The 22,915-nt window shown below is 59.6% G+C and carries 23 protein-coding genes and 1 tRNA gene; 11 read left to right on the top strand and 13 right to left on the bottom strand.

Annotated features, from left to right (window positions below; genetic code table 11):
* Window positions 1-42 precede the first annotated feature (42 nt).
* Window positions 43-1,131: a septal ring lytic transglycosylase RlpA family protein gene (locus tag CFB10_RS01350; RefSeq protein WP_020012514.1), complete on the bottom strand. Its 1,089-nt coding sequence runs from the start codon at window positions 1,129-1,131 to the stop codon at window positions 43-45.
* Between the two features lie 315 nt (window positions 1,132-1,446).
* Here CFB10_RS01350 and CFB10_RS01355 point away from each other — a divergent pair, with 315 nt between their 5' ends.
* Window positions 1,447-1,785: a hypothetical protein gene (locus CFB10_RS01355; protein ID WP_020012516.1), complete on the top strand. Its 339-nt coding sequence runs from the start codon at window positions 1,447-1,449 to the stop codon at window positions 1,783-1,785.
* 131 nt (window positions 1,786-1,916) lie between these two features.
* Here the strand turns inward: CFB10_RS01355 and CFB10_RS01360 are convergent.
* The 4 genes from CFB10_RS01360 to CFB10_RS01375 form a co-directional block, all read right to left on the bottom strand.
* Window positions 1,917-2,006, bottom strand: a tRNA-Ser gene (locus CFB10_RS01360).
* 88 nt (window positions 2,007-2,094) lie between these two features.
* On the bottom strand, window positions 2,095-2,247 hold the full coding sequence (locus tag CFB10_RS01365; RefSeq protein WP_020012517.1) for a hypothetical protein: 153 nt from the start codon (window positions 2,245-2,247) through the stop codon (window positions 2,095-2,097).
* A gap of 344 nt (window positions 2,248-2,591) precedes the next feature.
* Window positions 2,592-2,819 (bottom strand): hypothetical protein, encoded by a 228-nt coding sequence (locus tag CFB10_RS01370; RefSeq protein ID WP_003502740.1) that lies wholly within the window; start codon window positions 2,817-2,819, stop codon window positions 2,592-2,594.
* A 15-nt stretch (window positions 2,820-2,834) separates the two neighbouring features.
* Window positions 2,835-3,098 (bottom strand): hypothetical protein, encoded by a 264-nt coding sequence (locus CFB10_RS01375; protein WP_020012519.1) that lies wholly within the window; start codon window positions 3,096-3,098, stop codon window positions 2,835-2,837.
* A 136-nt stretch (window positions 3,099-3,234) separates the two neighbouring features.
* On the opposite strand from CFB10_RS01375, the gene CFB10_RS01380 reads away from it, so the two are divergent.
* From CFB10_RS01380 to CFB10_RS01390, 3 genes are all read left to right on the top strand, one after another.
* Window positions 3,235-3,954, top strand: a complete 720-nt coding sequence (locus CFB10_RS01380) for a hypothetical protein (RefSeq protein WP_020012520.1) — start codon at window positions 3,235-3,237, stop codon at window positions 3,952-3,954.
* Between the two features lie 138 nt (window positions 3,955-4,092).
* Window positions 4,093-5,586, top strand: a complete 1,494-nt coding sequence (locus CFB10_RS01385; protein WP_081629717.1) for a D-alanyl-D-alanine carboxypeptidase family protein — start codon at window positions 4,093-4,095, stop codon at window positions 5,584-5,586.
* A gap of 83 nt (window positions 5,587-5,669) precedes the next feature.
* Entirely contained in the window at window positions 5,670-5,930 is a 261-nt protein-coding gene (locus CFB10_RS01390) for a hypothetical protein (RefSeq protein WP_020012522.1), read from the top strand.
* 96 nt (window positions 5,931-6,026) lie between these two features.
* On the opposite strand, the gene gyrA is transcribed toward CFB10_RS01390, so the two are convergent.
* Entirely contained in the window at window positions 6,027-8,819 is a 2,793-nt protein-coding gene (gene gyrA / locus CFB10_RS01395; RefSeq protein ID WP_026364100.1) for a DNA gyrase subunit A, read from the bottom strand.
* 217 nt (window positions 8,820-9,036) lie between these two features.
* Here gyrA and CFB10_RS01400 point away from each other — a divergent pair, with 217 nt between their 5' ends.
* Together CFB10_RS01400 and CFB10_RS01405 are read left to right on the top strand one after the other, a co-directional pair.
* On the top strand, window positions 9,037-9,666 hold the full coding sequence (locus CFB10_RS01400) for a MarC family protein (protein WP_026364101.1): 630 nt from the start codon (window positions 9,037-9,039) through the stop codon (window positions 9,664-9,666).
* Window positions 9,667-9,796: 130 nt separating this feature from the next.
* A complete protein-coding gene (locus tag CFB10_RS01405; protein WP_020012525.1) occupies window positions 9,797-10,945 on the top strand; it encodes an HPP family protein in 1,149 nt (382 codons plus the stop codon).
* Between the two features lie 54 nt (window positions 10,946-10,999).
* Here the strand turns inward: CFB10_RS01405 and CFB10_RS01410 are convergent, their stop codons facing one another.
* Window positions 11,000-11,263 carry a hypothetical protein gene (locus CFB10_RS01410; RefSeq protein WP_020012526.1) on the bottom strand — a complete coding sequence of 88 codons (264 nt, stop codon included), beginning with the start codon at window positions 11,261-11,263 and terminating at the stop codon, window positions 11,000-11,002.
* 33 nt (window positions 11,264-11,296) lie between these two features.
* The gene (locus CFB10_RS01415; protein WP_020012527.1) at window positions 11,297-11,875 is read right to left on the bottom strand and encodes a single-stranded DNA-binding protein; all 579 of its coding nucleotides are present in this window, start codon (window positions 11,873-11,875) and stop codon (window positions 11,297-11,299) included.
* 263 nt (window positions 11,876-12,138) lie between these two features.
* Between CFB10_RS01415 and uvrA the strand changes: the two genes are divergently transcribed.
* Both uvrA and CFB10_RS01425 read left to right on the top strand, forming a co-directional pair.
* On the top strand, window positions 12,139-15,060 hold the full coding sequence (gene uvrA / locus CFB10_RS01420; RefSeq protein WP_020012528.1) for an excinuclease ABC subunit UvrA: 2,922 nt from the start codon (window positions 12,139-12,141) through the stop codon (window positions 15,058-15,060).
* Window positions 15,061-15,116: 56 nt separating this feature from the next.
* The gene (locus CFB10_RS01425) at window positions 15,117-15,917 is read left to right on the top strand and encodes a DUF72 domain-containing protein (protein WP_020012529.1); all 801 of its coding nucleotides are present in this window, start codon (window positions 15,117-15,119) and stop codon (window positions 15,915-15,917) included.
* Between the two features lie 6 nt (window positions 15,918-15,923).
* On the opposite strand, the gene dusA is transcribed toward CFB10_RS01425, so the two are convergent.
* Window positions 15,924-16,934: a tRNA dihydrouridine(20/20a) synthase DusA gene (gene dusA, locus CFB10_RS01430; RefSeq protein WP_020012530.1), complete on the bottom strand. Its 1,011-nt coding sequence runs from the start codon at window positions 16,932-16,934 to the stop codon at window positions 15,924-15,926.
* A 137-nt stretch (window positions 16,935-17,071) separates the two neighbouring features.
* On the opposite strand from dusA, the gene CFB10_RS01435 reads away from it, so the two are divergent.
* Complete coding sequence (locus CFB10_RS01435; protein WP_020012531.1) at window positions 17,072-17,761, top strand: fumarylacetoacetate hydrolase family protein; 690 nt, start codon at window positions 17,072-17,074, stop codon at window positions 17,759-17,761.
* 36 nt (window positions 17,762-17,797) lie between these two features.
* The gene (locus tag CFB10_RS01440) at window positions 17,798-18,331 is read left to right on the top strand and encodes a gamma carbonic anhydrase family protein (protein WP_020012532.1); all 534 of its coding nucleotides are present in this window, start codon (window positions 17,798-17,800) and stop codon (window positions 18,329-18,331) included.
* Between the two features lie 35 nt (window positions 18,332-18,366).
* Here CFB10_RS01440 and zur read toward each other — a convergent pair whose 3' ends face one another.
* Genes zur through znuC form a run of 3 tightly spaced genes read right to left on the bottom strand, consistent with a single transcriptional unit; the run spans window position 18,367 to window position 20,514 of the window.
* Window positions 18,367-18,780, bottom strand: coding sequence for a zinc uptake transcriptional repressor Zur (gene zur / locus CFB10_RS01445; RefSeq protein WP_003502775.1), 414 nt, complete (start codon window positions 18,778-18,780; stop codon window positions 18,367-18,369).
* Window positions 18,777-19,595 carry a zinc ABC transporter permease subunit ZnuB gene (gene znuB, locus CFB10_RS01450; RefSeq protein ID WP_020012533.1) on the bottom strand — a complete coding sequence of 273 codons (819 nt, stop codon included), beginning with the start codon at window positions 19,593-19,595 and terminating at the stop codon, window positions 18,777-18,779. Before znuB ends, zur begins: the two co-directional genes overlap by 4 nt.
* On the bottom strand, window positions 19,588-20,514 hold the full coding sequence (gene znuC / locus CFB10_RS01455) for a zinc ABC transporter ATP-binding protein ZnuC (RefSeq protein WP_020012534.1): 927 nt from the start codon (window positions 20,512-20,514) through the stop codon (window positions 19,588-19,590). The genes znuB and znuC overlap by 8 nt, the downstream gene beginning before the upstream one ends.
* Before the next feature lie 104 nt (window positions 20,515-20,618).
* Between znuC and znuA the strand changes: the two genes are divergently transcribed.
* Window positions 20,619-21,611, top strand: a complete 993-nt coding sequence (gene znuA, locus CFB10_RS01460) for a zinc ABC transporter substrate-binding protein ZnuA (RefSeq protein WP_020012535.1) — start codon at window positions 20,619-20,621, stop codon at window positions 21,609-21,611.
* 179 nt (window positions 21,612-21,790) lie between these two features.
* Here znuA and CFB10_RS01465 read toward each other — a convergent pair whose 3' ends face one another.
* Window positions 21,791-22,843, bottom strand: a complete 1,053-nt coding sequence (locus tag CFB10_RS01465; RefSeq protein ID WP_020012536.1) for a LacI family transcriptional regulator — start codon at window positions 22,841-22,843, stop codon at window positions 21,791-21,793.
* Window positions 22,844-22,915: the final 72 nt, after the last annotated feature.

Here is a 22,915-nt window from a genome sequence, read left to right on the forward strand (position 1 = left end):
GCCCGCGATAAAGGCGGGAGGCCGGCCGTATCCTTCATTCCGTCAGCGCGACTTCGCCTGCTGACGCTTCACATGGGCGAGTATCGATTGCTCATTGAGCGCACCACGATCTACGAGCACGCTGTCGAAGGCGCTTGCGGTCCTGGAAACTGTAGCAGATTCTTCGGAATAGGCCGCGGCAAATTTGGAAGACGGTGTCGGCACGCGCAGATAATTGCCGCCGGGGGCAGCCGGCTCACGCATGAAATTGCCTTCCGGACGCTCGGCCAGGATAGGGCCGATTTCAGGCAGGATCGCGAATTGTTCGAAAACCGGCGCCGGGCCATTGACGAGCGGCATGGCCTGAAGCGCCGCATTCTTCTTGGAACCGACGAGCGCCGTCTGCGTGGAGGCGCCATAATTCGGGTTGGATGTGGGCGCGGGAACGAAATTCGGCGATGCCGAAGCCACCATCACGCCCGTTGCGATCTGCCCTTCGGGTGCTACACCCGGCGAACGCGAACCCTTCGGAATGTAAGATGCCATCAGATAGGGCATGTCGTGACCGTCAAGCGGTGCACGGCCGGCATATTGCACCCGTACATTCGCCGTGCCGGTGGCCTTCATGTCGAGAAGGTCGGCCGTCTTGCTGGAAACGTCAATCAGGCGGCCTTCATGGAACGGTCCGCGATCGTTGACGCGCACGAGAACCGAAGCGCCATTCTCCATGTTGGTGATGCGCGCATAGCTCGGCAGGGGAAATGTCGGATGTGCGGCAGAAAGATGTTCTTTGTCGTAGACTTCGCCATTGGCGGTCAGGCGGCCATGGAAGGCGGAACCGTACCAGGAAGCCAGACCAGTCTTGTTGTAACCCGGCTCTTCCTTCGGGAAATAGCGGCGGCCCTTGACGGTATAGGCATTGCCGACCAGCTCGCGCCCGCCACCCTTGGGAATGCTTTTGCCATCGGCCACACGCGGGCTGGCTTTGACGCCATATTCGGATTCGGAAAAATATTCCTTGCTGCGCTTGGGCTTAGGCTTGGTCTCGGACGTCGTGGAACACGATGCGGTCGCAGCGCAAAGCACGGAAATTGCGAGCCACTTCACGCCCGACCTGGCGTTGATGCCGAGTTTCTTGACCGAAGAATTCAAATCGTCTGCCCCACGCTGCTATTGGCTCGGAGAACCGCACCCTCACTTGCCTCGATAATTGCCCCTGCCATCGAAGCACCTAACAGTCGCTTAATCTTGTGCATAACGTGGCGAAAATGCGAACGACTTCTGCAAATTCGATAAAATTGTAACGAACGTGGTTAATGATTTCTATCTTTTAAGTCCGTCTGCCGGGCTCAATCTACCCACCTCGGCCTCCCTTCCCGACCGCATCCTCAAGGAACAAACGGACGACGACCGCGTTTTCTCCCCGCAAACAACGAGCTTCCGCCGGTTTCGGCTGAGGGAGGAAACATGATCAAGTTTATGAAAACCACAGGTCTGGCGATTGGCATCGCCTTGGTATCCTTCGCCGCACCAATCCCTGCAGGCGCGCAGGACATGGAGCTCAGAATCGGCCCTGACGGCGTCCGCCCTGTCATCCGTGATCGTGACCGGGATGTCGACCGCCGTGGCCCGCCCCGCATGCGCGGTTGCAGCGAACGCGAAGCCCGTGCCGCTGCCCGTGAGGCAGGCCTGCGCGATCCAGAGGTCGTGCGCGTCACTCCGGGTCGCGTCGTCGTCGAAGGCTTCACGCGCCGGGGACCGGATCGCATCACCTTCGCGAATGAGCGGGGTTGCCCGGAAATCTGATTAAACCAGCCGCCTGGAACCCGCCGAAAGGCGGGTTTCCCATTCGCGCCGATCTCCAGCCATTCCAAAGCAAAATAACGCGATCGAAGCATCCTTCATTGCTGCGCTCTTGGAGTAGTTTTCGGGCTGAATGGCAGATGGGGTGGGATTCGAACCCACGGTACGCTCTCACGCACGCCGGTTTTCAAGACCGGTTCCTTAAACCACTCGGACACCCATCCATCGGTGGTGAGGCTTTATAGCGGTTTGAAAAAGGCCGTCAATCCCGCCCGGGCGAGCGGCGCCGTCCTTCTCTTTATGGTTGGCAGTTCATTGCCCCGGGGTCGTTGCCGGCGGCAGCAGGGATCCGTCGCCTGAAGGTATCGACGGCACCTGCTGGGCCGTATCGAACAGCGTCAGGCTCAAAACAATTGCAATCAGCACCAGCAAAAGCGCCACGAAGAAAATTCCGGATTTATCCATGCGTCTGCTCATGTCACGTTATGTTAAAGGCGAATATGTGCAATTCGAGGCAATGCAAAGAATAAAGGGAAAGTCTGTCAAGTTGTCTTACAGATTCGCCGCGCTCATCTTTTAAAAATCTGCTGATTGAACAAAATTTATGCGTGGGCGTACTGTTTGGGTCAGAAGTGGCCTATCGCGTCAGCACTCTTGTCATTTATATCAAGCCATCGCTCCCGGGCATTGCCCAACTTTCCCCGAGCGATCAACCTGCCCCGCCTATTTGCGGGGCTTTTTTTTCTTTTGCGATCGCTAAAGGCGTGAAGCACGCCCGAGGGGCCGGCTATGCGCCGGATGTCCTCGCTTCAGACGCCGATGCCCGGCCCGCCATTGCCATGTCGGCCGTCGCCGCGAAGAATATCCTCGAACAGGTTCAGCAGAGCGGGCGGCAAGGTGTCTGACAATTCCGCGATGATTTCATTGGCGCGATTATAGGAATAGATGGCGCAGAGCGTCAGTACCAGGAGCAGGATCCACGGCCAGATCGGTTTGCGCCTTTGCGGCGCTCCATCAGGTTGTTGCGGTAAAGTCATGCGGGCACCTCCCGTTCAGGCCTTCACGCGCGGCTCGCCTCCCGGCGCATAGGCGGTTTTCTGCAGGAAACGGAATATATTACCGCACTGGGCGCAGCGGATCATGAAATCCGTCGGATCGCCCGAGGCGCGCTCCGCGCGAAATCCCCGAGGCATTTCATCGATGCGAAAATCGACGTCCCGGCGGCTCTTGTCATCCGATTCCGACGCTTCGGCAAAACCATGATGACCACATTTGGAACATTCGAGCTTCCGGGAATATCTGTCGCGCGCTGCCATATGCCGTCCTTTGCTTGGTCGTTATCAGGTAGCAGCGGCAAAACATCATTTCAATGCCGATCGCCTCAGGTTAAAGCTTTGCACGGCTATTTCCCGTTCCGGAAAATCGTCCGGCGGCCAACCGATATGGAAGTCTATGAAAGACCAGAAACCCCTGCTTTCTTCGTCACTCATGCTCCGCGCCGCCCTCATTGCCGGAATTCTTCTCATCTTTCTCGGCGTCCTCAATGTCGGCATCAAGTGGTACGGCGAGCGGATTCTTCGGGCTGGCCATACGACGGCCACCGAGGAGGTGGAGATCGTCATCGGCAACGACCGGCTGAAGCTTGCGAAAAACACCCTGCGGTCGCCTTCTGAGCGACACGGCGCAGAGCGCGAACGCGTCGACCTCTATTTAAGCTGGCCTGACCTCCGGGGTTATGAGGAGGCGAATCGCGCCGTCTTCGACGATCCGGTGCAAGCGACGGGGCTGATTTTCATCCAGCTTTCGCAAAGCACCATGTCGGAGGATATGTCCGGTCGTTTCGGCCCGATTTATTCACGGCTGACAGAAGGAGAGTCGGTGCCGCTGAAACACGGCCTCGTGCTGCACCGTCTGCGCGCCTATTCCGGTTACGGCAAGGAAGTCATATTGACCGGCGAGCGTGATGGCGACAATACCTATGTGGTGCGCTGCCTCCTGCCGCAACCGCCGCAGGAGGCCACCGGCAGCGATTGCCAGAGGGATATTCACGCCGGACAGGATCTCAGCCTGTTCTACCGTTTCTCATCAGCCCTGCTGCCGCAATGGCAAAAGCTGGATGCGGATGTGAAAAACTATATCGAGCGCCGCCTCGTAAAAGACGGAAATCCGTGACACGGCACGGCACAGATTGGGTGCGAAAAGTCGCATTTTATGGAAGGCGGATACCTTTCATAAACCACTTGGTAACGCCATCCCGATAAAGTTTCGTCTCGGAGCATCGGGCGGGGCGTGTCCGAGCGGAACATAAATATGCGATTGAAGAGTTCAGCAGTGTTGAAAAGTCTATCTGGAGCACATTCGCGCAAAGCGGGTGCAACGTCTTTCGTGAGGTTTATTGCGTTAACCCTTGCTGCGGCGTTCATAACCGCAACATCCGTTCAGACCGCAAAGGCCGACCCGAAATATGCGGGTATCGTCATCGACGCCAAAACCGGCAAGGTCCTCTATGGTGAGGATCCGGACGGCCTGCGTTATCCAGCTTCGCTGACGAAGATGATGACGCTTTACCTGACGTTCGAAGCACTCAATACCGGACGTATCTCGCTTGATTCCAAGGTGCCGGTCTCGGCCAATGCAGCCAAGGAGCCGCCGTCCAAGCTGGGCGTGCGCGCCGGCGGCAGCATCACCGTGGAGCAGGCCATCCTTGCACTCGTCACCCGTTCTGCAAATGACATGGCGACCGCGCTCGGCGAATATATCGGCGGCTCGGAAGACCGCTTCGCCAGAATGATGACCGCCAAGGCCCGTGCACTCGGCATGACCCGCACGACCTATCGCAACGCCAACGGCCTGCCCAACACGGCGCAGATGACGACGGCGCGCGATCAGGCCCGCCTCGGCGTGGCGCTTCGCCAGCATTTTCCGCAATATTACGGCTATTTTTCCACCCGCACCTTCAATTTCGGCAAACAGGTTATCGGCAACCATAACCGCCTCGTCGGAACCGTAAAGGGCGTGGATGGCATCAAGACGGGTTACACCCGCGCAGCCGGCAGCAACCTTGCCACGTCGGCGCAGATCGACGGCCGCTCAATCGTCGCTGTCGTTCTCGGCGGCCGTTCGAGTGCTGCCCGTGACGCAACCATGCGCAAGCTTGTCGCAACCTATCTGCCGCAGGCATCGCGCGGCGGCAACAGCAACCTGATCGCGCAGACCCGCTCAGCGCCTGTGGAAGAACCCGTCGCCGTAGCCGCTGCTGTTCCTTCCGTGGCAGTTGCAGCAACCGCAGCCGGCCTGCCCAATTCCGGTCCGGTGCCGCAGACCCGTTACGAAGAAGCCCCGGTTACCGCCTTCGCAGGCTCCTCTTCCAATGCAGCCGTCAAGGCCATGGAAGCGGCCACCTGGCAGAAGGGCAAGGATCCAATCAATCAGGCACCCGCTGCACCCGACCGCAAGTTGATCACCAATTCGACCAAGGTGGACAATATCGTCACCGCCTCCACCACGGCGTCTGTCGCCTCCGCCCCTTCTGTTTCGGCCCGGTCCGAGGCTCCGCAGGGCGGCTGGGTCATCCAGATCGGCGCATCGCCGGACGAGAATTCCGCGCGCGGCCTGTTGCAGAATGCGCAGGAAAAAGGCGGCGCGGCGTTGCGCTCCGCAAAACCCTTCACGGTCGCCTTCAGTAAGGACGGCTCCCAGATCTACCGCGCCCGTTTCGGCGGCTTTGATGGCCAGAACGCCGCGGTGAATGCATGTAATGCACTGAAAAAGAAAGGCGTCAGCTGCTGGGCGTCACTCCAGTAACTGATGTTTCCGCAGGCGATGCTTCATTGTCGAAACATCGCCTGTCTCCTCGAATTGTGTAATGAGTAGCGAGGCTTTCCAAGATGGCAGTTAACGAGAATTATTCGGACATTGCGTCTGGCAATGGGCATGGCGGCCTGTCGGTTCTGCATCCCATTCACGAGGCGGCAATGCGTATCGCCGATCTCGGTCTCAACCGCTCCAAGGCAAAAACGCGCGATCTCGTGGCGCTGCTTCTGTCGCATGGCGCCCGCGCCTGGCGCTCCAATCAACCCGAAGCAAACATCCACCTTCATGTCGCGAGCCGCTCGGGTCGCGCTCCGGTCCATATTCGGATTCGCTGAAAATCAGACGCAGCTGATACGACACAAAGAAAAACCCCGCGGAGCCTGAGCGCCGCGGGGTTTTTCCTGATTGGTAACCGAAGATGACGAGGCGGCTTACGCCTCGTTCTCCGGCGCCTCCGGCGTATCCGGCAGATCGTCGGCGGCATCTTCGCCATTACCGTTTTCTGCTTCGTCTTCGCCTTCCGGCTCGTTGATGCGCTCTACGGAAACCACCTTCTCATCCTTTGCGGTAGAGAAGATCGTTACGCCCTTGGTGGCGCGGCTGGCGATGCGGATGCCGTTGACCGGCACGCGGATGAGCTGACCACCATCGGAAACGAGCATGATCTGGTCGTTGTCTTCGACCGGGAAGGCCGCAACCAGTTCGCCGATTTCCGTCGTCTTGGAGGTATCGGTGGCGCGGATGCCCTTGCCGCCACGACCCGAGGTGCGGAAGTCATAGGAGGAGGAGCGCTTGCCGAAGCCCTTCACGGAAACTGTCAGCACGAATTCTTCGCGTGCCTTCAGTTCCTGATAACGCTCTTCGCTCAGCTCACCCTCTTCCGTCACTTCCTCGCCAACAAGCGCGATATCGTCCTCATCAACGCCCGCGGCACGCCGTTCAGTAGCCGAGCGCTTCAGATAGGCTGCACGCTCCCACGGCTCCGCTTCCACATGGCCGACAATGGTCATGGAGATGATGCGGTCGCCGTCGGCCATGTTGATGCCACGCACGCCGACGGAGTTGCGGCCGGCAAAGACGCGCACATCATCCACGGGGAAGCGGATGCACTGGCCGAGCGCGGTCGTCAGCAGCACGTCGTCGCGGTCAGTACAGGTTTCGACGGAGAGGATTTCATCACCCTCCTCATCCAGCTTCATGGCGATCTTGCCATTGCGGTTGACCTGCACGAAATCGCCGAGCTTGTTGCGGCGAACCGTACCGCGTGTCGTCGAGAACATCACATCGAGCGTTTCCCAAGTCGTCTCGTCCTCGGGCAGCGGCATGATGGTGGTGATGCGCTCGCCGGGCTCCAGCGGCAGCATGTTGATGAGAGCCTTGCCCTTGGACTGCGGCGTGCCGATCGGCAGGCGCCAGACCTTTTCCTTATACACGATGCCGCGCGAGGAGAAGAACAGCACCGGCGTATGCGTATTGGCAACGAAGAGCCGGTTGACGAAATCCTCGTCGCGCGTCGCCATGCCGGAACGGCCCTTGCCACCGCGACGCTGCGCCCGGTAGGTGGTCAGCGGCACGCGCTTGATGTAGCCGAGATGCGAAACGGTAACGACCATGTCTTCACGGGCGATGAGGTCTTCATCGTCCATGTCCGGGCCGCCCTCGACGATTTCGGAACGGCGCGGCGTACCAAACTCGTTGCGGATGGCGACGAGCTCTTCCGTGACGATCTGCATGATGCGCAGGCGTGACGACAGGATTTCAAGATATTCGCTGATTTCCGCGCCGATCTTGTTCAGCTCGTCGCCAATTTCATCGCGACCAAGTGCGGTGAGGCGGGCAAGGCGCAATTCGAGAATGGCGCGCGCCTGCTCTTCGGAGAGATTGTAGGTGCCGTCTTCATTGATGCGATGACGCGGATCGTCGATCAGACGGATCAGGCTCTCCACTTCCTGCGCCGGCCAGCGCCGGGTCATCAGCTCCTCGCGGGCCGAAGCCGGATCTGGAGCGTGACGGATAACGCGGATGACCTCATCGATATTGGCGACGGAAATCGCCAGACCGACCAACACATGCGCACGCTCGCGCGCCTTGCGCAGCAGGTACTTCGTGCGGCGGCTGACGACTTCCTCGCGGAAGGAGACGAAAGCGCGCAGCATGTCGAGCAGCGTCATCTGCTCCGGCTTGCCGCCGTTCAGCGCCACCATGTTGCAGCCGAAGGAGGTCTGCAGCGGCGTGTAGCGATAAAGCTGGTTCAGGATGACATCGGCGTTGGCGTCGCGCTTCAGCTCGATGACGACGCGGTAACCCTGACGGTCGGATTCATCACGCAGGTCGGAAATGCCCTCGATGCGCTTTTCCTTGACCAGTTCGGCCATCTTCTCGATCATCGACGACTTGTTCACCTGATAGGGAACCTCGGTGATGATGATCTGCTCGCGGTCGCCACGCATCGGTTCGATGGTGGCGCGGCCGCGCATGATGACCGAACCGCGGCCCGTCTCGTAAGCCGAGCGGATGCCGGAACGGCCCATGATCAGGGCGCCGGTCGGGAAATCCGGGCCGGGAATGATCTGCATCAGTTCGGGCAGCTCGATCGCCGGATTTTCGATCAGCGCAATACAGCCGTCGATGACTTCGGACAGATTGTGCGGCGGAATATTGGTGGCCATGCCGACGGCGATGCCGCCTGCCCCGTTGACCAGAAGGTTCGGGAACTTGGCCGGAATGACGACCGGTTCCTGCAATGTGCCGTCATAGTTGTCGCGGAAATCGACCGTTTCCTTGTCGAGATCGTCGAGCAGCGAATGGGCGGCCTTTTCCAGACGGCATTCGGTATAACGTTCGGCCGCCGGCGGATCGCCGTCGATGGAGCCGAAATTGCCCTGCCCGTCGATCAGCGGCAGACGGAGCGACCAGTCCTGCGCCATACGCGCCAGCGCGTCATAAATCGCCGAATTGCCGTGCGGATGGAATTTACCCATCACGTCACCGGTAACGCGGGCGCATTTGACGTATTTCTTGTTCCAGTCGATGCCGAGTTCGGACATGCCGTAAAGAATACGGCGATGAACCGGCTTCAGGCCGTCTCGCACATCGGGAAGCGCGCGGGAAACGATAACGCTCATGGCGTAATCGAGATACGACCGCTGCATTTCCTCCATGATGGAAATCGGTTCAATGCCTGGCGGAAGTTTTCCGCCGCCGGGGGGGCTCTGGTCAGTCAAAACGGATCACATTCTCTGTTAAGAATCGGATGGATTTTTATAGCGGAAACAGCCACGTTAAGCCAATTTCCCGGCGAGTTTTGAACAGTCTTTTGCGTCATTTGCAAGACATACACCGCTTTTCGCCATTTAGGTCAGCAAAAGCGTCGCCACTCCCTTTTAAAGCGATTGCGACTTGCGTAGTCTCACGCGCAAAAAGGCAATAAGCGGGGAAAAAATGGCCAGCAGCGAAACGCTCATCAACGCGCTTACCACACTTCTGGTCACACTCGATCCGCCGGGTCTCGCCCCCGTCTTCCTGGCGCTCACCGCCGGCATGAACCGCGCCCAGCGCAGTCAGGTGGCGCTACGCGGCTCGCTGATCGCCTTCGGCATTCTAGCCGTCTTCGCCCTGTTCGGGCTTACCATCCTCAACCTGCTCGGCATTTCGCTCGGCGCCTTCCGCATCGCCGGCGGGCTGTTGCTGTTCTGGATTTCCTTCGAGATGATTTTCGAGAAACGCCAGGAACGCAAGGAAAAGACCTCAGAGATCGCCATCACCAAGGACCACCTCCACAATCTGGCGGTCTTTCCGCTCGCCCTGCCGCTGATTGCGGGACCGGGCGCGATTTCCGCCACGGTGCTTCTGGCCGGCACGATGAAGACGACACTCGAAATGGTCGTGCTCATTCTCATCCTGGCTTTCGCCATGGCGCTAGTCTATGCCGTCTTGATTGTGTCTGAGCGCATGGACCGCTTCCTCGGCAATACCGGCCGCGCCATCCTGACAAGGTTGCTCGGCGTCCTGCTCGCCGCCCTTTCCGTGCAATTCGTGGTCGATGGAATAAAGTCTGCCTTCGGCTTGTGAGCCGCCGCCCATCTTTATGCTCGCGCAACAAAATCCCGCGACCGGCCGAAATTGCAGAAAATCCTCCCTTTAAATCCGAGCCCCGTCTCGGCTAAAAGACGCATGTTTTCCGGATTCGAAAGTTATCTCCATGCGATCCACGCTGCGCCGCCTCATCCCGGATGCCGCTCCCGTCAGTCACAGGGAAAGGCTGCGCTCCGCAACCGGCGCCTTTGTCGGCATCCTGCTGACCGGCCTTCTGGGGAGTCTCGCTCTCCGTTTCGATCCCACCCTGCCAGCAATGATAGCGCCGATGGGCGCTTCGGCCGTGCTTCTGTTTGCCGTGCCCTCCAGCCCGCTGGCGCAGCCCTGGTCGATCCTCTGCGGCAACCTCGTTTCGGCTTTCGTCGGGGTGACCGTGGCTCTGCTGGTTCCGGATTTATTCCTCGCCAGCGCACTCGCCATAAGCCTCGCCATCGCCGCCATGATGGCGCTGCGCTGCCTGCACCCGCCAAGCGGTGCTGTCGCACTGACCGCCGTCCTCGGCGGCCCCGCCGTGCACAGCCTCGGTTACGGTTTCCTGCTGTGGCCGGTCGCCGGAAATTCGCTGATCCTTCTTGCTTTGGCCCTTGCCTATAACAATGCCACCGGCCGCGCCTATCCGCACGGCCTGAAGCTCGGCAAGGCCGCCCACGGCACCACGGATCCGACACCCATCCAGAAAATCGGCTTTTCCTCCACCGATCTCGACGAAGTGCTGAAGGAATATGACGAGTTCATCGATATCGACCGCGATGCGCTGGAAACCATCCTGCGCAGGACCGAGCTGCGCTCCTACCGGCGTCGCGCGCTGCATCTCGATTGCGAAAGCGTCATGTCGCGGGATGTGGTCGGTGTCGCCCCGGATGACAGCCTGCGACACGCCCATGCGCTGATGCACAGCCATCATTTCAAGGCTTTGCCCGTCACCAATGACAGGGCCGAAATCGTCGGCATCGTCACCCAGACGGATTTTCTGGAAAAGGCGAGCTGGAGAAACGGTCGTCCCTCCATCGGTTTCCTGCAGCGGCTGCGCCTCATCCTCTCAGGCGCAAGCGCACCCAATGATACGGTCAAGGACATCATGACATCACCGGTGAAAACCGTGCGGCCGGAAACCCCGATAGAGGAAGCCATCATCCGCTTTGCGGAGGAAGGGCTGCATTATCTGCCGGTGATCGATGCCAGGGGCAAGATGGTGGGCATCGTGTCGCAATCCGATGTCATGGTCGCGATGCTGGCGGACAAGGTCGCGGCATAGCCTGCCGCGACGTGGAAGTATCCTCCTCCCAGGAGGAACCGACAAAGCCTGACGTCAGCGTTTCGCTTTCAGGAGGCGCTGCCACAGCGTGCCGCCGAAGAACCGCCCGAGCACGACAAAATAGGCGATGATCAGCGCAAAGGCGATAAAGGCGGGCGCGCCGTTGAGGGCAAAACCTTCAGGCGTTCGCCCGCCTGCGACCGTTGCGACCAGAAATCCGGCGGCGAAAAACGCCGTCCAGAAATCGAGGAAAAAAGCGAGAATAATGCGCCAGGTGGCGGGCTGTTTCGGCTGCACGGTTTCGTCAGTCAAGCTCACCTCCTGTCGCAGGTTTCTTCATCCACCGCCCGATCAGAACGGGATATCGTCGTCCATGTCGTTGGAGAAGCCGCCGGAGGGCTGGCTGCCGCCGCGGGAAGCACCGCCACGCGACGAGGGCTGCTGGTCGTAACCGCCGCCATAGCCGGAGCCGCCGCCGCTGCCATAATCGTTGCCGCCGCCGAAATCACCGCCGCCGCTACGGCCGCCGCCCTCGCCGCGACCGTCAAGCATGGTCAGCGTGGAATTAAAGCCCTGCAGCACGATTTCGGTGGAGTAACGGTCGTTACCGGTCTGGTCCTGCCATTTGCGGGTCTGCAGCTGGCCTTCGATGTAGAGCTTGGCGCCCTTCTTGACATATTGCTCGACGACCTTGCACAGGCCTTCGTTGAATACCACGACGGTGTGCCATTCGGTCTTTTCCTTGCGCTCGCCGCTGTTGCGGTCACGCCAGGTCTCCGAGGTGGCGATGCGCAGGTTGGCGATGGGGCGGCCATCCTGCGTCCGGCGGATTTCGGGATCAGCGCCCACGTTCCCGATCAGAATTACCTTGTTTACGCTACCAGCCATCTCGTCATCCTGTCCGCCGGCCATCATGACCGGCAATTGCATTTCAAAAAATTCGCCACACAATAGCCGCCGCCGCCCGCAAAGGGCACCGCAAGCATGGAACTATCCACAAAGAATAATCTTAAGCTGCGGGAGCGGACATTCGCGCTTGCATTTCGTTCCTTTTTTGTTCTATTAAATCGCAGATTTCGAGTCAAGCTTTCCGAAAAGCTGCGACCGATAGGGAATAGACCTCGACACACCCGGCTGCGTCACTACATAAGACGCGCTGCCATCAAGCCTGTTATTTTTGTCCGAGCCATGTCATGAGTGAACTGAAGACGATTTCCATCCGTGGCGCCCGCGAGCATAACCTCAAGGGCATCGATCTGGATTTGCCGCGCAACAAGCTGATCGTCATGACCGGCCTTTCCGGCTCGGGCAAGTCCTCGCTTGCCTTCGATACGATCTATGCCGAGGGCCAGCGCCGTTATGTCGAGAGCCTCTCTGCCTATGCGCGCCAGTTCCTGGAGATGATGCAGAAGCCGGATGTCGATCAGATCGACGGCCTGTCGCCGGCAATCTCCATCGAGCAGAAGACCACCTCGCGCAACCCGCGCTCCACGGTGGGCACGGTCACCGAGATCTACGACTATATGCGCCTTTTGTTTGCGCGTGTCGGTGTCCCCTATTCTCCAGCCACCGGCCTGCCGATCGAAAGCCAGACGGTCAGCCAGATGGTCGACCGTATTCTTGCTTTCGAGGAAGGCACGCGTCTTTATATTCTTGCGCCGATAGTGCGCGGCCGCAAAGGCGAATATAAAAAGGAACTCGCCGATCTGATGAAGAAGGGCTTCCAGCGCGTCAAGGTGGATGGCCAGTTCTACGAAATCGCCGACGTGCCCGCCCTGGACAAGAAATACAAGCACGACATCGACGTGGTGGTCGACCGCGCCGTCGTACGCCCGGATATGGCAGCACGTCTTGCCGACAGTCTCGAGACCTGCCTCAAGCTCGCAGACGGGCTGGCGATTGCGGAATTTGCCGACAAGCCTTTGCCACCGGACGAAACCGCCGCCGGCGGCTCCGCCAACAAGTCGCTCAACGAGACCCATGAGCGGGTGCTGTTTTCGGAAAAATTCGCCTGCCCCGTTTCCGGCTTCACCATTCCGGAAATCGAGCCGCGGCTTTTCTCCTTCAACAACCCCTTCGGCGCCTGCCCAAGCTGTGACGGTCTCGGCTCGCAGCAGAAGGTGGATGAAAACCTCATTGTGCCGGAGCCCGCCCGCACGCTGCGCGACGGCGCGATTGCGCCCTGGGCCAAATCCTCCTCGCCCTATTATAACCAGACGCTGGAAGCGCTCGGCAAGGCCTTCGGCTTCAAGCTCTCCAGCAAGTGGTCCGATCTTTCGAAGGACGCACAGCACGCCATCCTGCAGGGCACCGAGGAAAAGATCGAATTCAACTATCAGGACGGCGCCCGCTCCTACAAGACGGTGAAGAATTTCGAAGGCATCGTGCCCAATCTGGAACGTCGCTGGAAAGAGACGGACAGCGCCTGGGCGCGCGAGGAAATCGAACGTTACATGTCGGCAGCCCCCTGCCCGGCCTGCGCCGGTTATCGCCTGAAGCCGGAAGCGCTCGCCGTCAAGATCAACAAGCTTCACATCGGTGAAGTCACCGAAATGTCGATCCGCACGGCGCGCGACTGGTTTGAAGTGCTGCCGGAAAACCTCAACGCCAAGCAGAACGAAATCGCAGTCCGCATCCTCAAGGAAATCCGCGAGCGCCTGCGCTTCCTCAATGATGTCGGACTGGATTATCTCAGCCTGTCGCGCAATTCCGGCACGCTTTCCGGCGGTGAAAGCCAGCGTATCCGTCTGGCCTCGCAGATCGGCTCGGGCCTGACAGGCGTTCTCTATGTTCTCGACGAGCCGTCAATCGGCCTGCACCAGCGCGACAACGCCCGCCTGCTCGATACGCTGAAACATCTGCGCGATATCGGCAATACCGTCATCGTGGTCGAACATGACGAAGACGCCATTCTGACGGCCGATTATGTCGTCGATATCGGCCCGGCCGCCGGCATTCATGGCGGTCAGGTGATTGCCGAAGGATCACCGCAGGAGGTGATGGCCAATCCGAAATCGCTGACCGGTAAATATCTTTCGGGTGAACTCGGCGTCGCCGTGCCTGTTGAGCGTCGCAAGCCCAAGAAGGGCCGCGAGATCAAGGTGTTTGGCGCGCGCGGCAACAACCTGAAGAATGTCACGGCAGCTGTGCCGCTCGGTGTTTTCACTGCCGTAACCGGCGTTTCGGGCGGCGGCAAATCCACATTCCTGATCGAGACGCTTTATAAATCGGCGGCGCGCCGGGTGATGGGTGCGCGCGAAATCCCGGCCGAGCACGACCGCATCGATGGTTTCGAATTCATCGACAAGGTGATCGATATCGACCAGTCGCCGATTGGCCGCACACCGCGTTCCAACCCGGCCACCTATACCGGCGCGTTCACGCCGATCCGCGACTGGTTCGCCGGTCTGCCGGAAGCCAAGGCGCGCGGTTACGCGCCGGGCCGTTTCTCCTTCAACGTCAAGGGCGGCCGCTGCGAGGCCTGCCAGGGCGATGGCGTCATCAAGATCGAGATGCACTTCTTGCCTGATGTTTACGTCACCTGCGATGTCTGCCACGGCAAGCGTTATAATCGCGAAACGCTGGACGTTACCTTCAAGGGCAAATCCATCGCCGATGTGCTGGATATGACGGTGGAGGAAGGTGTGGAATTCTTCGCCGCCGTGCCGGCTGTGCGCGACAAGCTGCAATCGCTCTTCGATGTCGGCCTCGGTTATATCAAGGTCGGCCAGCAGGCCAACACCCTCTCCGGTGGCGAAGCGCAGCGCGTCAAGCTCGCCAAGGAACTGTCCAAGCGCTCCACCGGTCGCACGCTCTACATTCTCGACGAGCCGACGACCGGCCTGCATTTCCACGATGTCAACAAGCTCCTGGAAATGCTGCATGCGCTGGTGGAACAGGGTAATTCTGTCGTGGTGATCGAGCACAATCTTGAAGTCATCAAGACGGCCGACTGGATCATCGATATCGGGCCTGAAGGCGGCACGGGCGGCGGCGAAGTGGTGGCGACCGGCACGCCGGAGGACATCGTGAAGGTTGAGCGTTCCTATACCGGTCATTTCCTGAAGGAGCTTCTGGAGCGCCGGCCAGCCGGAAAACGGGAGGCTGCGGAGTAATCCGCAGCTTTCGTCGCAAGGGTACGAAAGGCCGAAGGCCGGAGGAGGAATAACACATGTCGACATCAGGCACGATCCGCACCGGTATCGGCGGTTGGACCTTCGAGCCCTGGGAAGGCACGTTTTATCCCGAAAAATTGCCGAAGAAGCGCCAGCTGGAGCACGCCAGCCGGCAGCTCACGGCCATCGAGGTGAACGGCACCTATTACAGCAGCCAGAAGCCGGAGACCTTCGCCAAATGGGCTTCCGAAGTGCCGGAGGATTTCGTCTTCTCGCTAAAGGCAAGCCGCTTCGTCACCAACCGCAGGGTTCTGGCCGAGGCCGGTGAATCGATGACGAAGTTCCTGACGCAGGGACTGACGGAACTTGGGTCCCACCTCGGCCCGATCCTCTGGCAATTCGCGCCGACAAAAAAATTCGACGCGGAGGATTTCGGTGCATTTCTGGCGCTCCTGCCCGAGAAGCAGGACGGCATCCGTCTTCGCCATGTCGTCGAGGTGCGCAACCCGACATTTCAGGTTCCGGAATTCATCGATCTTCTCACCAGACACAAGGTCGCTGTCGTCTGCGCCGATCATCATGACTATCCGATGCTGCCTGACGTGACGGCCGACTTCGTCTATTGCCGCCTGCAGAAGGGCGAGGACGACATCAAGACCTGTTATCCGGAAAAAGAGATCGTCCACTGGGCCGAGCGGGTAAAGACCTATGCCAAGGGTGGCGTGCCGGACGATCTGCCGTTGATTGCGCCGGAGCGAAAAGTCGAAAAGACAGCGCGCGACGTCTTCGCTTTCTTCATCACCGGCGGCAAGGTCAATGCGCCCAATGGGGCGCAGGAACTGCAAAAGGCGGTCTGAGCGCTTTCAGCCCGCCATTTCTTTCGTCGGGCTGAAATCGATTGTCGCAAAAGCGGCCTCGATCACTTCCGGCCCTGCCCCCGGCCGGGTGGCGTCGCTGGAGAGGATTTGCCGAAAACGACGCGCGCCGGGCATGCCCTGAAACAGTCCGACCATGTGGCGGGTGACGTGGTTGAGACGTCCGCCTGCGGCGATATAGTCGACGGCATAGGCCATCATCGCGTCTCGCAGCGCCATCCAGTCCGGCTGCCGAGCCTCTTCGCCATAGATGCGATGGTCGACATCGGCAAGAATGGACGTATTGTGATAGGCGGCCCGGCCGAGCATCACGCCATCCATATGCTGGAGATGTTCGCTCGCCTGATCCAGATCGGCGATACCGCCATTGATGCCGATAAAGACGTCAGGGTTCTCCCGCTTCATGCGATAGACGAGATCATAATCGAGCGGTGGCACTTCGCGGTTTTCCTTCGGCGAAAGCCCTTGCAGCCAGGCTTTTCGCGCATGAACCCAGACCGCGTCCGCGCCTGCGGCAACAACCCGATTCAGAAAATCCGGCAGAACAGCTTCCGGCTGCTGATCATCCACCCCGATCCGGCATTTCACCGTAACCGGCACGCGGGCGACAGCCTTCATTGCGGCGACACATTGCGCCACCACATCAGGCTCGCGCATCAGGCATGCACCGAAAGTGCCGGATTGCACCCGATCCGAGGGACAGCCGACATTGAGATTGATCTCGTCATAAGCGTAGTCCCCGGCGATCCGCACGGCTTCGGCAAGCTTGGCCGGATCAGACCCGCCAAGCTGCAGGGCGACGGGATGTTCCTGAGGATGATAACCGAGCAGCCTATCACGCTGACCATGGATGATGGCGTCGGCGACGATCATTTCGGTGTAAAGCAGCGCGCGCTTCGACAATTGCCGGTGCAGAAATCTGCATCTCGTGTCGGTCCAGTCGATCATGGGGGCCACGGCGAAGATTTTTTCGCCGCTTGCAAGCGCTTGTCTGTACATGGATTAACCTCTTTGCGCCGGCTTCTACAGCAAAGGACCGCAAAAAGCCAGTTTTGCAGGCACGGACATTTTGAACTGGAAATCGCCCCGGAATCGCGGGACAAGAATTGCACCGAAAAAGACGACAGGAAATCGACATGGCCGCCACCGTCATCCCCGCTCCGAAACCCGTTCTCCTGCCCGTGGAAGGCACGGGCGATCTGTTCCCCGTCCGGCGGGTCTATTGCGTCGGCCGCAATTATGCCGATCACGCCATTGAGATGGGCCACGATCCCTCGCGCGAGCCGCCCTTTTATTTCCAGAAAAACCCGGACAATCTGCTGCCCGCCGGTCAGGACTTCCCCTACCCGCCGCTGTCATCGAATGTGCACTACGAAGTCGAGTGCGTCGTGGTTCTGAAAAGCGGCGGTGCCGATATCCCGGCGGCCGAGGCCCTGAACCATATCTGGGGTTACGCCGTCGGCATAGACATGACCCGTCGGGACCTTCAGGACGGTCTGAAAAAGATGGGGCGTTCCTGGGAGGGCGCGAAGGCTTTCGAATATTCCGCGCCGATTTCGGCCATCGTCCCCGCAGACAAGATCGGCCATCCCGCGACGGGTGCGATCTGGCTCGACGTCAATGGCGAACGCAAACAGACGGGCGACCTTGCCCAGATGATCTGGAAGGTGCCTGAAGTGATTGCCGAGCTTTCCAAGCTGTTCACGCTTGCCGCCGGCGACGTCATCATGACCGGCACGCCGGCCGGCGTTGGCCCCATCGTGCGCGGCGATCGGATCGAATGCGGCGTCGAGGGTGTCGGCACGCTTGCCGTGACGGTTGCCTGACCGCAGTCGGAAAAAAAACAAAAGGGAGACACCACCATGCCGCTTTACCGCCTTGCCGACCGGGTGCCGCAGACCCCCGCCCCGGATAGCTACTGGGTAGCGCCCGACGCCAATGTCATCGGCTCGGTCACGCTCGGCGAGGATGTCGGCATCTGGTTCGGCGCAACGCTGCGCGGCGATAACGAGCCGATCAGCGTCGGGCGCGGCACCAATATTCAGGAAGGCGTGATGGTGCACAGCGATCCCGGCTTTGCCGCTGTCATCGGCGAAATGTGCACCATCGGCCACCACGCCATCGTGCATGGCTGCACCATCGGCGATAATTCGCTTGTCGGCATGGGCGCGACGATCCTGAATGGCGCAAAGATCGGTCGCAACTGCCTCGTCGGCGCCAATGCGCTGGTGACGGAGGGCAAGGAATTTCCGGATAATTCCCTGATTGTCGGCTCGCCGGCGCGCGCCATCCGAACGCTGGATGATGAAGCCGTCGCGGGGCTCCGTCGCTCGGCGGAGAAATACATCGAAAACTGGAAGCGCTTCTCGAAGGATCTGGCGATCATCGAGGGATAGGAACGGCGGGCCTCTATGCCCGCCCCGTCGTGAGATTAAGCCGAGCAGGCGGCGCAAAGGCCACGAATTTCAATGGTTGTCTTTTCCGCCTTGAACTTGCTGTCCTTCACCCAGCGTTCAAGGCGGTGGTCGATCTCATGATCGTGAAACTCCGTCACCTGTCCGCAGGATTCGCAGATGGCGAAAGCCACCGTGCCGTGGTGGTGCGAGCAGCACTCCGCCTGCGTATGGGTGCAGGCGACAAAGGCGTTGAGGCTCTCAAGCCGGTGTACGAGACCAAATTCCACCAGCTTTTCCAGCGCCCGGTAAACCTGCAGCGGCGCGCGAAAACCATCGTCGCGCAGCTTGTCGAGGATCATATAGGCGCTGAGCGGCTGATGCGCGTTTGAGAGAGCATTCATGACCAGCGACTGGTTCTTGGTGAGGTTCTGCTGGGTCTGCACATTCATGACTTGCCTCCTTCATCCGCGGCGCGGGAAAAACCCGGCGCCGGCAACAGGCTTATAACGAAGAGGATCACCGCGGCAACCACGATGGAAGGACCGGACGGCGTATCGTAGGTGAGCGAGCCGAACAGGCCGCCGACAACGGCAACCGCGCCGATCAGCGAAGCCACCACCGCCATCACCTCTGGCGTCGCGGAAAAACGTCTGGCTGTCGCCGCCGGTATGATGAGCAGCGAGGTGATGAGCATGATGCCGACCACCTTCATGGCAATAGCGATTACCAGCGCCATCAAGAGCGTAAAGATCAGCTTTGCACGCTCCGGGTTCAACCCCTCGGCCTCGGCCAATTCTGTATTCACGGTGGAGGCGAGCAGCGACCGCCACAGGAAGACCATGGAGACGATGACCACCAGCCCACCGCCCCAGATCAGGGCGATATCGCTGCGGGTAACAGCGAGAATATCGCCGAACAGGAATGAGACGAGGTCGATACGCACCCAACTCATGAAAGCGACGATGACAAGACCGATCGCCAGCGCTGAATGGGACAATATGCCAAGCAGTGCATCGGAGGAGAGCGCCTGCCGGCGTTGCAAGAAGAGCAGCAGGATCGACACGGCCGACGCGACCAGAAAGACGCTGACGATGAGGTTGAGCTGCAACAGCAGCGAGAGCGCGACGCCGAGCAGCGCCGAATGGGCCATCGTATCACCGAAATAGGCCATGCGCCGCCAGACGACGAAACAGCCGAGAGGACCGGCAGTGAGCGCGACGCCGATACCGGCGACCATGGCGCGAATGAAGAAATCGTCAAACATGGCGCTCTCCCTGCCGCTGGCTGGAAGAAATATGATCCTCATGCTCATGCTCATGCTGGTGGCCGCAGCCGCATTCGCCATGGTCGTCATGATGGCGGCCATGGTCATGCATATGGTGGTGGCCATCCTCGGGGTGGCAATGATCGGTTACGGAACCATCCGCATGCTGCACCCGGCCATCGGGCAAATGGGTATGATCGTGATGGTGGCTATAGACGGCAAGCGCCTTGGCTGCCGAGCCGCCGAACAGCCGCATATATTCCGGGCTCTGGCTCACCGCCTGTGGCGTGCCCCGGCAGCAGACATGGCCGTTCAGGCATATGACGGTGTCGGTTTCCGCCATCACCACATGCAGGTCATGCGAGATTAACAGAATTCCGCAATTATTTGAATTTCTGATATTTTTTATCAGATCATAGAGAGCTATCTCGCCGGAGAAATCGACGCCCTGCACGGGCTCGTCAAGAACCAGCAGATCGGGCTTGCGGGCGATGGCGCGGGCCAGAAGCGCGCGCTGGAACTCGCCGCCGGAAAGGTGCTGGACCTCGGCATTGGCGAGATGCGCAATGCCAGTCGCATTCAGCGCCGCGTCGATTTCACGGGCTGGCAGCGGCCCGGTCAGCGTCATCAGCCGGCGCACCGAAAGCGGCATGGTCCAATCAACGGAAAGCTTCTGCGGCACATAACCGACCCTCAGACCGGCAATGCGCGAGACCTCGCCCTCAGTCGGCTTCACCACACCGATCGCCATTTTCGCGCTCGTTGACTTGCCGGAACCGTTCGGCCCGATCAGCGTGACGATCTCACCTTTGCTGACGGAAAACTCCACACCGCGCACCAGCCAGCGGCCGTTGCGCTGCACGCCGGCATTGGCAAGGGAAACCAGTATCTCGTTGCCCCGATGGGCGGAATGAAGCATGGGATTGTCCGTTCGGCGATGTTGCTTACCGCTATTGCATACGTTATAGAGTAACGCAATAAATGTAATAACATAACTATACTTCTTCAAGTGGAGTGCATTTCATGAAATCGTTCCTGGTCCCGCTCATGGCATCGGTGGCTATCGCAGCCGTCGCTTCCGGCGCCACAGCAGCGCCCGATGTCGTGGTCTCGATCAAGCCGGTCCATTCCCTCGTCGCCGCAATCATGCGGGGCGTCGGCGAACCGCAGCTCATTGTCGACGGCGCGGCCTCGCCGCACACCTATAATCTCAGACCGTCCAATGCGCGCAAGCTGGAAAAGGCGGATGTGGTCTTCTGGGTTGGCCCGGGACTGGAAGCATTCCTGGAAAAGCCGCTGGAGGCGCTTGCCAGCAAGGCGACCGTGGTTGAACTGGAAGACGCCAAGGGGCTGGAGAAGCTGCCCTTCCGCGAAGGAGGCCCCTTTGAAGCACACGACCACGGCGACGAAGGCCATGATGCGCATGACGGCCACGCCGAAGAGGAAGGCGCACACGATCATGGACATGACCATGCGGAGGGTCACGAGGACCATGACCACGGCGCATACGACACCCATCTCTGGCTCGATCCCGCCAATGCCAAGGCCATGGCGCAGACGATCGAAACCGCGCTGATCGCGGCCGATGCCGGCAATGCCGCGACCTATCAGGCCAACACCAAAAAACTGATCGACGATCTCGATGCGCTTGATGCTGAACTGAAGGAAACGGTCAAGCCGGTGAAGGACAAACCCTTCATCGTCTTCCACGATGCCTATCAGTATTTCGAGCATCGTTACGGCGTGAAGACGGCGGGATCGATCACCGTCAGCCCCGAAACCCTGCCAGGTGCTGACCGCGTCAAACAGATGCAGGAAAAGGTTCGCCAGCTCGGCGCAACCTGCGTCTTCGCGGAACCGCAATTCGAGCCGAAGCTGATTTCGGTCATTACCGAAGGTACTGCAGCAAAATCCGCGACGCTCGACCCGGAGGCGGCGACGCTGGAGCCCGGTCCCGATCTCTATTTCAAGCTGATGCGTGGTATTGCCGGTTCTCTGAAGGATTGCCTGTCCTGATGCGCATTGTCGCGCGCTGACACGCCGCCGCCTTTCCGGCCCTGAGCCGGGATCAGCTCAAAATATGAAATAAAGATCATTTTATCCCAAAGGCTTGGGATAAAAAATTGAAGTGATTTATCAAAAAAAGACGAACACAACTGCGTGACGGCGAGTTACGCCGGTCGCGAAGCGGCTGCCTAGGGCTTCGGCGCCATCGAAGACCAGACCGGGCTGCTGATGCTCTGCAAGGTCTCCGGCGGCGCGCCGTTGATACGCGCCAGAAGGGCCTTTGCAAGCTCCCTGCCCGCCAGCTTGATATCCTCATTGACGGTGTGGATCTGCGGTTTGATCCAGTTCAGGAACTCAGCGGACTGCTTCGAGACGATATCGATATCCTCGCCGATTCTCACACCCGCCGCCTCGAAACCCGCCACCAGCGCGATGGTGCTGCTGCCGCTGATCGAAACGATACCGTCGGGACGATCATCCGACTGCATCAGCCGCTGGCCGAAATCGCGGATTTTCTCAAGCGGCGTTTCGATGGTGATGGCATCCAGCGGAAATTCGCTAAGGCCGAAATCCCTGATCCCCCTCATAAACCCCTTGCGGGCGTGATCGTGGAACGAAAACCGCGATGGCGGCACGATGACGGCGATCCTTTTACGTCCGCATTGCGCCAGCCGTTCAACCGCCTCATAGGCATAGGCCTCATTGTCAAAATCATGAAAGGCGTGTTCGATGCCCATATCCGACCGCCCATGGGTGACGAAGGGCATGTTGCGCTCAGTCATGAAACGGACGCGCGGATCGTTGGGCTCGATCTTCGAAATAATGACCCCATCCGCCGAACCGGTATCGAGAATATAGCGGATCGGCACCATCGAATCCTTGGCGTGGATATGGGGCGTCACGACCAGATGATATTGTGTCGTGGAAAGAACCTCGGTGATGCCAAATACCATCTGACTGGTGAAACCCATCAGTTCTTCATCGACACTCAGCACAAGGGCAATCACATTGGTCTTGCCGGTGCGAAGGCGCACGCCGGCGCGGTTTGGCTGGTAACCGATCTGCCGGGCTATCAGCCGCACACGCTCCTTGGTTTCAGCGCCGATGTCTGGCGCATCCTTCAGCGCGCGCGAGACGGTGGTGATGCCAAGACCCGTCATATAGGCGATCGTCTTCAAGGTCGGACGCTCGCCCGTCGTCGCGGGTATGTCATCCCTGCCGGATTTGCCAGTATCGTTCATTTCATTTCGCCACGCTTTACCGAACGATAATCATAGATAGCTTTTGCTCTGTTGCAAAGGCAAAGGTCTGCG

This window comes from Agrobacterium sp. 719_389 (genome assembly GCF_900188475.1).
GTDB lineage: Bacteria > Pseudomonadota > Alphaproteobacteria > Rhizobiales > Rhizobiaceae > Agrobacterium > Agrobacterium radiobacter.